Consider the following 12,545-nt stretch of genomic DNA (forward strand, 5'->3'; position numbering starts at 1 on the left):
CTCCAACATGGCCAGCCTCGCTCTTTGTCAGGCTCGGTCGTGAAAACCTGTCGGATGCCCGGGAACTCGGAAGCACGACGTGCATTTGCTGCTTCTCGACCGACGGCCAAGTTCCCGGATCGCCGCGATAGGTCGCAGTCGCGGCATGCAGCGGTATTCGAAATCTTCGAAACACGCCGCCCGCGCCTATCCCCGGAGCCGACCGATAGTGACGACCCCAGCCTCCTCGGTCGACCTGACCAACTGTGACCGCGAGCCCATCCATATTCTGGGAGCCATCCAGCCCATAGGCTTCCTGCTCGCCCTGACCGCCGACTGGCTGGTCGCACGGGCCTCTGCCAATATCCACGCCTTCATCGGCCGAACCGCTGACGACCTGTTGGGCCTGCCCCTCCAGGAGGTTTTCAACAGCAAGGCTGTTCATGATCTCCGCAACCGCGCCGCCATGCTCGGCGGCAGCGACGCGGTCGAGCGTCTTTTTGACTGTGTCCTCATCGACGACGGTGAGGCGTTCGACATTGCTATCCATGTCTCGGCGGGGGAAGTCGTCATCGAGGCCGAGCCGGCGTCAGGCGAGCATGGAGACGCCGGCGGCACGGTCCGCTCGATGATTTCGCGCCTGGACCAGGCAGCCGACTTCCCCGCCTTCTTCAGAGAGGGCGCGCGTCAGGTCCGCGCCCTGCTGGGGTTCGACCGCGTCATGGTCTACCGGTTCGCGGCCGATGGCTCCGGCGAAGTGGTGGCTGAAGCCGCGCGCTCCGGCATTGGAAAATTCATGGGCCTGCGCTACCCGGCGAGCGACATCCCCGCCCAAGCGCGCGACCTTTACCGACGAAATCTGCTCCGGTTGATCACGGACGTCGATGCCGTACCCGTGCCGATCCTTCCCCAGCGCGATCAGAACGGCCGACCGCTGGATCTTTCGCTCTCCACGCTGCGGTCGGTATCGCCGATCCACATTGAGTATCTCAAGAACATGGGGGTCGGCGCCTCCTTGTCGATTTCCATTATCGTCGACGGCAAGCTCTGGGGCCTGTTCGCCTGCCACCACTATTCGGCGCGGCGGCCCACGTTTGAACGTCGCTCTGTCAGTGAACTTTTCGCCCAGATGTTCTCCATGCGTCTGGAAAGCCGCGAGCGAAAGGAGACGGTCGAGTACGAGCGACGCGCCCGGGACATTTCGGACCAACTTCTGGGGGCCGTGGCCTCGGACGAGACTTTGCTCAAGGATCCGGACTGGCTTGGGGACATCCTGACCCACGCCATACCGGCGGACGGAGTGGGAGTATGGCTGGGCGGCAACCACGCCTTCTCCGGCGCAACGCCTCCGATTGAGGACTTCCGCCGGATTGTGCGAGCCCTCAATGGTACGGCGGCCGGTCGGGTCTTCGCCACGGATCACATCGGCGCGCTCGTCCCGGACGCCAGCGCCTTCGCCTCCGGCGCCGCCGGCCTGCTGGCCATTCCCATATCGCGATCCCCGCGTGACTACGTCATCCTGTTCCGCAAGGAGCTGATCCATTCGGTGCGTTGGGCGGGCGATCCGCACAAGCCGGTTCAATACGGACCGAACGGCCCTCGTCTGACGCCCCGCGAAAGCTTCGCTGAGTGGAAGGAACTCGTGGAGGGCCGCTCCAAGCCCTTCACCGCATCCGAAGTCCGGGTTGCGGAGACCCTGCGGGCGACCATGATCGAGGTGGTCCTGCGCCTGGCCGACGAGGCCTCAGCCGAACGGCAGCAGTCCGGCGCGCGTCAGGAACTCCTGATTGCGGAGCTGAACCACCGTGTGCGCAACATCCTGGGTCTGATCCGTGGCCTGATCCGGCAGTCAGAACCGACCAGCGACAGCATCGCCGACTTCGTCAAGGTCGTGGACGGACGCATTCACGCCCTCGCGCGCGCCCACAACCAGATCACTGACGACCATTGGGGTCCCGCGCCCTTGCAAGCCTTGATCGACGCTGAAGCAGCAGCCTTTGTCGACGAGCATGACCGGATTACGGTTCAGGGCGAGCCGATTCACCTGAACCCCAACGCCTATTCCACCATGGCTCTGGTGCTCCACGAACTGGTCACCAACTCCAACAAGTACGGCAGTCTCTCGGTCCAAGGCGGGAGAGTGGTCATAGGCTGGAACCGCAACGCGGCAGGCGACCTGATCATGGAGTGGCGCGAGACCGGCGGCCCGCCGGTGCAGGCGCCGTCCCGCCAGGGCTTCGGCACAACCATCATCAACCGTTCGGTGCCCTATGATCTGGGCGGTTCGGCCGATATCGACTACAATCCAAAAGGCGTTCACGCGGTTTTCCGCATTCCGGCCCGACATCTTTCCGAGCCGCGCGCCGCAGGCGAGGCAAAGCGTATCAGGTATCCGCGCCCTGCGGTCGGCCATCCGCAGATCGAACCGGACGCCATGCTCACCGGCCACGACATTCTTCTGGTCGAAGACAGCCTGATCATTGCTCTGGACGCTGAGGACATCGCCCATCGCCTGGGCGCCGCCTCCGTCACCACCGCAGCCACGGTGGATGGCGCGTTGGAATTCATCGACACCGCCCGCCCTACGGTTGCGATGCTGGATATCAATCTCGGCGACAGGAACAGCTATCCGATCGCCGACCGGTTGGCCGAACTCGGCGTGCCCTTCATTTTTGCAACAGGCTATGGCGAACAGGCCAATCCGCCGGTGGAGCACCGAGGCCGTCTGGTCGTTCAGAAGCCCTATACGCTAGAAAACGTCGCGCGAGCTTTCGACAGCCTGAACATCAAGACCGACTAAGGTCGGCACGCTGTCGCCTCGCGACCCCGGAGGATTTTTGGACCAGACCGCCGACAAGACTTTTTTGAACGGCCCAGGCGAAATGGCCCGGCTCATCCGGACGCACGACTGGTCGAACTCGCCGCTCGGTCCTCGCGCCGGGTGGCCGCAAAGTCTGACGACAACGGTGGGCATGATGATCGCGGCGCCCAATCCCATGGTCCTGCTCTGGGGTCCCGAAGGCGTCCTCCTGTATAACGACGGATACGCCCGTTTCGCCGGCGCGCGTCACCCGGCGCTGCTTGGCATGGGCGCGCGGGAAGGTTGGCCGGAAATCGCCGACTTCAATGACGGCAACATCCGCCGCGGTCTTGCGGGCGAATCCTGGTCGCTCCAGCAGCAGGAACTGGTCCTGGACCGAGGGAGCGGCCCGGAGTCGGCCTGGCTCGATCTCCACTACGCTCCCGTCCCCGACGAAAGCGGCCAAGCGGCTGGCGTCATGGTTTTCGTCAACGAGATTACTGATCGGATCCGGCTGGCCGCCGATGAGGCCGAGGCGGTCGAACGGCTTGAGCTCGCCCTTTCCGCCGGGCGCGGGCTAGGGACCTGGGACTGGGACATCGCCGCCGATCGCGTCCGTGCCGACGAACGCTTCGCCCGCCTTTATGGCGTAGATGTCGCTCTTGCCCGGGAGGGGGCGCCGCTGAAGGTCTTCTTCAGCGGCATTCATCCCGAGGACCTGCCATCAGTCGAGTCGTCCATTTCACGATCCCTCGCAACCGGCTCCGCCTTCAGCGCCGAGTATCGGCTGGTCCAGGCGGACGGAGAGATCGTATGGGTTATCGCAGAAGGCCGCTGCGTCCTCGACGCCGAAGGTCGCCCCAGCCGCCTGCCGGGGGTGAGCTTCGACATCACCGAGCGCAAGCAGGTCGAAATTCGTCAGGCCGCCCTTCTCCGCCTCCATGACGCTTTGCGCGACCTCAACGACCCAGCGGAGATGTCGGCCCAGGCCGCTCGCATAGTCGGCCAGACCCTGGGCTCACGCGCCGCCTACGCGTCTGTCGATTTCGAACGCGATCTTCTCACGTTGGAACAGCTTTGGATGCCGGCGGACGATCCCATTGCGCCGCCACAGTACTTCTCCCTAAGCGACCAGGGTGAGGTTTTCGATGACTTGAACAGCGGAAGCGTGGTCGCCGTCGCTGATATCGCCAGCGACCCGAGAACGCGACCGGACGCCGCCGCATTTGCGGCTCAGGACATTCGTGCTTTTGCGGCCGTCCCCATCCTCGAACGGGATCGCCTTGTGGCTGTCCTTTCCGTTCACAGCCAAGGCCCCCGCTTCTGGACGCCGGAAGAACTGGCCTTTGTGCGCGATGTCGCCGAACGGACCAGGAACGCCGTCGCGCGCGTCCGCGCCGAAGCCGAACGCGCGGACAGCCAGATGCGATACCAGACCCTGTTCAACAGCATGGACGAGGGATTTTGCGTTATCGAGTTCATCGATGGCCCCAGCGGCCCCTTGAGCGACTACGTCCATGTTGAGGCCAACGCCGCCTATGCGGAAAACGCCGGCATCTCGGAGGTGGTCGGTCGTCGCGTACGTGACATGGTTCCCGACGAGGCCGACGGCTGGGTCGCGCTTTACAAGGGCGTCCTCGATACGGGCCGTCCGATACGCTTTGAAAAGGAACTGGAAGCCACCGGCCGATGGCTGGAACTGGCCGCCTTCAAGGTCGGACCCGCCGAAGGCCGCCAGGTGGCCGTTCTGTTCAAGGACCTGACGGCGCGAAAACAGGCCGAACAGGCGCTGGCGGACCTGAATACTTCTCTGGAAGCGCGGGTCGAGGCACGCACCGAGGAACTCCAGTCGGCCCACGCCGCGCTGCGGCAGAGCCAGAAGATGGAGGCCGTCGGTCAGTTGACCGGGGGCATAGCCCACGACTTCAACAATCTTCTGGCCGGGATTTCTGGCAGCCTCGAACTGATCAGCAAGCGCATGGCGCAAGGCCGTGGAGCCGAGATCGGACGCTATGTCGAAGCCGCCCAGGGCGCAGCCCAGCGCGCCGCAACCTTGACGCAGCGCTTGTTGGCCTTCTCACGCCGCCAAACGCTGGACCCTCGTCCCACGGATGCAAATCGCCTGATCAGCGGCATGGAGGATCTGATCCGTCGCACTGTCGGACCAGACATAGACCTCGAGGTCGTCGGCGCGGGCGGACTGTGGCTTATCGAGATTGACCAGCCCCAGCTTGAAAACGCCCTTCTCAATCTCTGTATCAACGCCCGCGACGCCATGGCGCCGCATGGAGGGCGGCTTACAATCGAAACCGCCAACAAATGGCTCGATGACCGCCACGCCCGGGACCGCGACCTGGCGCCAGGCCAATACATCTCCATCTGCGCCACCGACACGGGATCCGGCATGAGCCCGGAGACGATCGAAAGGATCTTCGAGCCCTTCTTCACCACCAAGCCGATCGGTCAGGGCACCGGGCTCGGCCTTTCGATGATCCATGGCTTCGTCCGTCAATCGGGCGGGCAGATCCGCGTCTATTCAGAGCTCGGGCTGGGCACCACCATGTGCCTCTACCTGCCGCGCCATCACGGCGTCCTGACCGAGGCCGACCCCGTGATGATCCGCCCGGAAACCGCCCTTGGGCAGGGCGAAACTGTCCTCGTCATAGATGACGAACCTTCGGTGCGGGCGCTGGTCGCGGAAGTACTGCGTGATCAGGGCTACGCCTCTATTGAAGCGAGCGACGGGCCGTCCGGCCTGCGCATACTCGAACAGGACATCCAGATAGACCTGCTCATCACCGACGTCGGCCTTCCCGGCGGCGTGAACGGCCGTCAGGTCGCGGATGCGGCACGCATCAGGCGGCCCGACCTCAAGGTCCTGTTCATCACTGGTTATGCTGAAAACGCCGCCGTCGGAAACGGGCTTCTTACGCCGGGCATGGAAGTGATGACCAAGCCCTTCGCCATGAGCGAGTTCGCTTCCAAGGTCACGGCGATGATCGACAGCTAGCAGGGCCAGCGCCCCGCGCCAATGCAACGCGATTCAGGGACCTCGCCCCGCGGACCCCGGCGCGATCAGCCAAGTTATGACAGAGGCCAAAACATCAGGATCAGGGGCGGTCCGGCCAACAGGACCAGCAGGCTGAGCGGCGCGCCCAGCCGAGGGTAGTCCGAGAATTTGTACCCGCCCGGCCCCATCACCAGGGTGTTGCACTGGTGTCCGATCGGGGTCAGGAAATCGCACGCCGCTCCTACCGCCACGGCCATCAAGAAGGGGTCGGGATTGAACCCCAACTGTTTGGCCAGGGTCGCGCCAATGGGGGCGACGATCAGGACAGTCGCAGCGTTGTTCAGGAAAGGCGTAACCGCCATCGACGCCAGCATGACGCCGCCGACCGCGAGGATACCGGGCATCCCGCCGAAGACGTTCCTCAGGAGGCCGGCGACCAAGTCCGAGCCGCCCGTCGTCTGGATCGCGTCCGAAACCGGAATCAGGGCGGCGATCAGCACCAGCAGCGGCCCATCCAGCGACGCATAGGCTTCGCGCATTTTAAGCCCGCCCAGAGCGACAATCGCCACCGCCGCGCCGAAGAAGGCGATGGCCACCGGGATCACCCCGAAACCGACCAGGGTCATGGCGGTCACCAGCACCACGGCTGGCATGAACCGCTTGCGTACGCCGCCCAGCCGCACCTCGCGCTCGGCCAAGGGCAGGAGGTCCAGCGCCGTCAGCGCCGCCGGCAGGGCCTGTTCCGCGCCCTGCAACAGCACGATATCGCCGGGCGCCAGTTTAGCCGTGCGCAGGTGCTGGGTCAGTTCGTAGCCGCTGCGCGACACGCCAAGCAGGTTGATGCCGTGCTGGCCGTAAAGGTCCGACTGGCGCGCCGACTGGCCCTGCAAGGGCGAGTTTCGGCCGACCACCGCCTCGACGATGGCGATCTCTTCGGAGGCGTTCTCGAGGACGATGGGCCGATTCTCGCGCACCAGCTTGAGCCGTGACCGCGCCAGGAATTCCTCCAGCGCTTCCTGCCCGCCCTCGACCAGCAGGACGTCGCCGGGCTTGATGACCGTATTGCCGCGCGGACTGGGCTTGCGCTTGCCGTCGCGGATCAGGGCCATAATCCGCACATCCCCTTCGCCGCATTCCCGCAGCGCCGAGACCGACATCGATCCTGGCGCCCAGTCATCGGGCGCGCTGACCTCGGTGGCGTAGGCATTGGCGGCCAGAGCAGCGTTCATGGCCGTCGCGCCGTGCCGGTCCTTTGGCAGAATACGATAGCCGACGGCCAGAAACCCCAGGGCGATGGCGGTCAGGGCCAGGCCGACCGGCGCATAGTCGAACATCTGGAACGGCTGGCCCAGGATCTCCTGGCGCACCTCCGCGACGATGATGTTGGGCGCGGTCCCGACCAGGGTGACCATCCCGCCGGCCATCGCCCCGAACGCCATCGGCATCAGCAGCCGCGAGGGCGCCGATCCGGTTCGCCGCGCCACCTGCAAGGCCACAGGCATCATGATGGCCAGAGCGCCGACATTCTTGGTCGCCATCGACAGCAGCGTCACCGCCCCCGTCAGCACCGGCACTTGCGATCGCTCGGTCTTCAGCATCGGCAGGACACGGCGCATAGCCAGTTCGACGATGCCCGACCGCGCAAAAGCGGCCGAAACGATCAGGGCGCAGGCGATGATGATCGTGACGTCGTTCTTGAACCCGTCGAAGGCCGCCTCGGCCGGAATGATCCCTAGGGCCAGCCCGGCGACCAGCGCCGCCAGGGCGACCAGGTCATAGCGGAACCGGCCCCACACAAAGGCGCCGATGGTCAGGGCGATCAGTCCGAACGCAAGTCCCTGCTGTAGTGTCACGCGGTATCAGCCCCAATGATCGAATGGCCTCAACGCCGCCTCTCGACATTCGATGCATGGGATCAGACGGAACCGTGACGCTTGCCGGGCGCTCCGTTCCCGTCATGCTTCCTGATCTTGAAAAACTGGGCGACGTGGACCGGCTGGAAGGGGCGCGGCTGTTCAGCCTCGGCGGCTCGGCCATAACCCTGGGCGGCGCGGTCAGCGGCGCCGTCATCATCGTCGTGGCCTTCATCCTGGCCAAGATCCTGGGCCGAATCCTGGGCCGAGTGCGCGAACGCTCGCCCCAGAAGACCACCGCAGCCCTCTATGTTCTGGAGAAGTTGGTCGTCTATGGGCTGATCGTCTTCGGCGTGATCTCGGGCCTGTCCGCGGCAGGGCTGAACCTGTCCTCGCTGGCGGTGTTCGCCGGGGCCATCGGCATCGGTATCGGCTTGGGTCTTCAGGGGGTGGTCAAGGAGTTCGTCTCCGGCCTCTTCCTCATCTTCGACCGGATGGTTTCAGTAGGCGATTACGTTGAACTAGAGGCGGGCGTGCGGGGAGCGATCATGGAGATCGGGCCACGCGCGACCCGCATTCGGACCAACGACAACGTCAACATCATCGTCCCGAACTCCGCCTTCATCGAGGACCGGGTGACGAATTGGACGCTGAAAGGCGACACGCGTCGTATCCACGTTCCCTTCAGCGTCGCCTACGGCGCGGACCGCGGTCGGGTCCGCGACGCCGTGCTTGCGGCGGCTCGGGCCTCGCCATTCACGCTTCCTGAGACTGAGGCGCGCAAAAGCCAGGTCTGGCTTGTCGCATTCGGTGAACGTGGGCTGGATTTTGAACTGCTGGTTTGGCCGACACGCGCTGCGGTCAAGCGGCCCGCCGGCATGCACGCGGCTTACACCTGGCTGATCGCAGACGCGCTCGACGCCGCAGGCATCGAAGTGCCATTTCCCCAGACGGACGTGCGCCTGCGGAGCTTGTTCGGCCGCGAAGGCGAAGACGCGATTGAGGCTCTCGGTGCGACAGGCCGAAGGGAGCCCCGCGTCGGCCGCGATCCACAATTTGAAGAGCCCCGTGCACACCCACCATCAACCAATGACGCAGCGAGCGAGATCCTTGCGCCGCCAATCGACCCGGCGGACGAGGAAGGCTGAGGCTATTTCCACTTCCGAGCTACCCCCTTGTTCGGACCTGCCGCGCTCCGTGAGGGTTGGCATTATTGAGCGGTTCTCCTGACGAGAGATTGGCCTCGCGGGCGGGCCGAGCGGTCGGCTTCGCGCCAACAGCGGTTATTGACTGGTCGCCGAGGCAGACCTTCTGGCGCACCCTTCCTACATATCCGCTTTCGCAGGTTGTCATCGGGGGGCGCAAGTCGTAGTGCGACGCATTCTTACAACGAATGCGAGGCCATGATGCGCCCTTCCCTGTTCGGCCTCCTGGCGTCCGCCTCCTATATGACCTTGATCAGCGCCTCACCGGCCTGGGCGCAGCAACAAGAACCGACAACTCTCTCCGACATCGTCGTCACGGGATCCCAGGTTTCCCTGCCCCCGGCCTATGCCGGCGGTCAGGTGGCCACAGGGGGACGGGTCGGCCTGTTCGGGGCGCTGGACACCATGGACACGCCCTTCTCCTCGACCAGCCTCACCGAGGAACTGGTTCGCAACCAGCAGGCCCGCAGCGTCGCTGACGTCCTGCAGAACGATCCGGCGGTCCGCGTCTCCAAGGGCTTTGGCAACTTCCAGGAACTCTACATCATTCGGGGCTTCCCGGTCTTCTCGGACGACATGACCTACAACGGTCTCTATGGCGTGCTGCCGCGCCAGTACGTGGCGGCGGAGTTGCTGGAGCGGGTCGAGGTCTTTCGGGGGGCGACCGCCTTCCTGAACGGCGCTGCGCCCGGCGGCAGCGGCGTGGGCGGCGCGGTCAACCTTGTGCCCAAGCGCGCGCGCAACGCGCCCCTGACTCGTCTGACCGCCGGGTGGGAAGGCGGCGACGAAATCTACGCCGCCGCCGATGTTTCGCGTCGCTTTGGGGTGGACGACGCCTGGGGCCTGCGTCTGAACCTGGCCAGTCGCGCGGGCGAAGGCTCGGTCGAGGGCGAAGGGCGCGAAATGACGGTTCTGGGCCTCGGCCTGGATCGACGCGGCGACCGCGCCCGCTTCTCCGCAGATCTGGGATGGCAGGCCAACCGCATCGACGCGCCGCGTCCGCAGGTCACGCCCGCCGGCGCCATTCCAGCGCCGCCGTCCGCCGACAAGAATTTCGCCCAGCCCTGGACCTATACCGACGAAACCCAGCTGTTCGGCGCCCTGCGCGGCGAGTTCGACGTGACCGACGCCGTCACGATTTGGGCCGCCATGGGCGGACGCGACGGCAAGGAGCGTAACAGCCTGGCCAATCCGACAGCGCAAGCGGACGGAAGCCTGAGCAGCAATCGTTTCGACAACGGACGGCGCGATCAGGTCTTCTCGGCCGACATCGGCGTGCGCGCCGACTTCGACACCGGCCCCGTGGGACACAGGCTGGTCGCCTCGGCCGCCCAGGTTCAAACGCGGGAGAGCAACTCCTACGCCTTCTCCGACTTTGGGGGCTTCGCCAGCGACCTCTACAATCCTGTCGACGTGACTGCGCCGCCCGCGACTGCGCTCGTCGCCGGGTCGCTGAGCGATCCGACTGTCGTGGCGCGAGTGAAGACGACCAGCTTCGCCGTCGCTGACATGCTGTCCTTCCTGGACGGCCGAGTCCTGGCCACGCTCGGCGTGCGCTATCAGGAAATCGACACCCGTTCCTACGACTACAACACCACGGCCCGCACGGGCGGCTACGCCAGCGACGCCGTCACGCCCGTCTTCGCCCTGGTCTACAAGCCCAGCGACAAGGTCTCGCTGTACGCCAACTATTCCGAAGCCCTGCTGCCTGGAAAGATCGCGCCGGGCGTGATCAACAACCTGCCGGTCGCAAACGCGGGCGAGGTGCTGGAGCCCTTCCGCGCCGAACAGGCCGAGGTCGGCGTCAAATACGACGGCGGCGCCTTCGGCGGCACGTTCAGCGCCTTCAGCACCACCTTGCCGAGCGAGTTTTTCGACCCTGCCGACCGCCTCTATTCCGCTGGCGGCGAGCAGGAGAACCGGGGCGTCGAACTGACGGTCTTCGGCGAGCCCGTGATGGGCTTGCGCGTTCTCGGCGGCGCGACCTGGCTGGACGCCGAGATCAAGCGCGCACTGAATGCGTCGCTGGACGGCAAGTCGCCCATCGGCGTGCCAGAGTTCCAGGCCAACCTGAACGTCGAGTGGGATGTCCCCGCCCTCGTCGGCCTGACGCTGGAAGGCCGCGCCGTCCACACCGGCGCCCAGCCCGCCAGCGCCGACAATGCGATCGAGCTGGACTCCTGGACGCGCTTCGACGCCGGGGTGCGCTACGCCTTCGAAGCGGGCGGTCAGCCCCTGACCCTGCGGGCGCGGATCGAGAACCTGGCCGATGAGGATCAATGGGTTGCAGTCGGCGGCTATCCGGGCTCGAACTATCTGACGCTCGGCGCGCCCCGCACCCTGCGACTGTCGATCTCCACGGAGTTCTGAACCGCATGCGGACGCGGACCATCCGCGCCTGGTCCTGGGTGCACAAGTGGTCGAGCCTGATCTCGACCGTCTTCCTGCTGATGCTCTGCATCACCGGCCTGCCGCTGGTCTTCACGCACGAGATCGAGGAGGTCCTGCTGCATCAGCAGTGGGAGCCCGCGCGTCAGGATGGCGCGCAGTTGAGCCTGGATCAGGTTCTGGAGGTCGCCCTGTCGCGGCATCGGGGCGAGGTGGCGGCCTTCATGAGCTTCGACGAAGATCGTCCAGTCGTGAACGTCACCAGCGTCGCGCCGGACGGCCCGGCCGGCGTCTATAATTTCCAGCCGATCGACCAGACCAGCGGCGAGGCCGCGCCGCCCGTCTCGGGCCATCCGGTGATGGAGTTCCTGCTCCAACTGCACACGGACCTGTTTTTGGGTCTGCCCGGCATGCTGTTCCTGGGCGCCATGGGCGTGATGCTGGTGGTCGCCCTGGTCTCGGGCGTGGTGCTTTACGCCCCCTTCATGCGGCGGCTGCCGTTCGGCGCCGTACGGGCGTCAAAGTCGGCGCGCACGCGCTGGCTGGACTATCACAACCTGCTGGGCGCCGTGACCCTGGCCTGGGTGCTGGTCGTCGGCGTGACGGGCGTGGTCAACACCCTGGCGACGCCGATCATCGCCTTCTGGAAAGACACCGCCCTCAAGGAACTGACCGTCGCCTATGACACCCCTGTAGCCGCCGGCGAACGCGCCTCGCTCGACGCCGCAGTGAAACGCGCTCAGGCCGCCCTGCCCGGTATGAAGCTGCAGTTCGTGGCCTTCCCCGGTTCCGACTATTCCACGGCTCACCACTATGCCGTCTTCTTCCACGGCGACACGCCGTTGACGACGCACATGACGACGCCCGCCCTGATCGACGCCCGCACCGGGGAGCTGGCGGCCGTGGCCCCCATGCCCTGGTATGTGAAGACCCTGTCGCTGTCCCAGCCGCTGCATTTCGGCGACTATGGCGGGCTGGGTCTGAAGATCCTGTGGGCGGTGCTGGACATCGCCATGATCGTCATCCTGATCTCCGGCCTCTACCTCTGGCTCGCCAGGCGGAAGAAGAAGGCATGAGCCGCAAGGACCTGGGCCTTCTGGCCATATTCGGCCCGCCGATCATCCTCTTCGCACTGAGCCTGATCGGGCTGATCGGCGCTCTATTGGAGGATGGCCAGTGGGACGGGCTCGGGGCCGCCCTCCTGGGAACGCCCCTCCTCGTCCTGGCGTGGGCTTTGATCCGTCGGAGACGGTAGAGGCCTGTCCGGTCCATGCGGCCCGATACCAACTAAACCGTCGTCAGCGTCGCCG

General features: G+C 65.5%; 7 protein-coding genes. 6 read left to right on the forward strand and 1 reads right to left on the reverse strand.

Features of this window, described 5'->3' with window-relative positions; genetic code table 11:
- Nucleotides 1–208 precede the first annotated feature (208 nt).
- Together ACOZBP_RS11910 and ACOZBP_RS11915 are read left to right on the forward strand one after the other, a co-directional pair.
- The gene (locus tag ACOZBP_RS11910) at nucleotides 209–2,779 is read left to right on the forward strand and encodes an HWE histidine kinase domain-containing protein (RefSeq protein ID WP_422676658.1); all 2,571 of its coding nucleotides are present in this window, start codon (nucleotides 209–211) and stop codon (nucleotides 2,777–2,779) included.
- A gap of 82 nt (nucleotides 2,780–2,861) precedes the next feature.
- On the forward strand, nucleotides 2,862–5,789 hold the full coding sequence (locus tag ACOZBP_RS11915) for a PAS domain-containing protein (RefSeq protein WP_422676659.1): 2,928 nt from the start codon (nucleotides 2,862–2,864) through the stop codon (nucleotides 5,787–5,789).
- Nucleotides 5,790–5,863: 74 nt separating this feature from the next.
- Here the strand turns inward: ACOZBP_RS11915 and ACOZBP_RS11920 are convergent, their stop codons facing one another.
- Entirely contained in the window at nucleotides 5,864–7,642 is a 1,779-nt protein-coding gene (locus ACOZBP_RS11920) for an SLC13 family permease (protein ID WP_422676660.1), read from the reverse strand.
- A 104-nt stretch (nucleotides 7,643–7,746) separates the two neighbouring features.
- Here ACOZBP_RS11920 and ACOZBP_RS11925 point away from each other — a divergent pair, with 104 nt between their 5' ends.
- From ACOZBP_RS11925 to ACOZBP_RS11940, 4 genes are all read left to right on the forward strand, one after another.
- The gene (locus tag ACOZBP_RS11925) at nucleotides 7,747–8,790 is read left to right on the forward strand and encodes a mechanosensitive ion channel family protein (protein WP_422676661.1); all 1,044 of its coding nucleotides are present in this window, start codon (nucleotides 7,747–7,749) and stop codon (nucleotides 8,788–8,790) included.
- 255 nt (nucleotides 8,791–9,045) lie between these two features.
- Complete coding sequence (locus ACOZBP_RS11930; RefSeq protein WP_422676662.1) at nucleotides 9,046–11,217, forward strand: TonB-dependent receptor; 2,172 nt, start codon at nucleotides 9,046–9,048, stop codon at nucleotides 11,215–11,217.
- Nucleotides 11,127–12,311: a PepSY-associated TM helix domain-containing protein gene (locus tag ACOZBP_RS11935; protein ID WP_422676663.1), complete on the forward strand. Its 1,185-nt coding sequence runs from the start codon at nucleotides 11,127–11,129 to the stop codon at nucleotides 12,309–12,311. The genes ACOZBP_RS11930 and ACOZBP_RS11935 overlap by 91 nt, the downstream gene beginning before the upstream one ends.
- Entirely contained in the window at nucleotides 12,308–12,490 is a 183-nt protein-coding gene (locus tag ACOZBP_RS11940; protein WP_422676664.1) for a hypothetical protein, read from the forward strand. The genes ACOZBP_RS11935 and ACOZBP_RS11940 overlap by 4 nt, the downstream gene beginning before the upstream one ends.
- Nucleotides 12,491–12,545 lie beyond the last annotated feature (55 nt).

It is taken from the genome of Brevundimonas sp. NPDC058933 (genome assembly GCF_049315965.1).
GTDB lineage: Bacteria > Pseudomonadota > Alphaproteobacteria > Caulobacterales > Caulobacteraceae > Brevundimonas.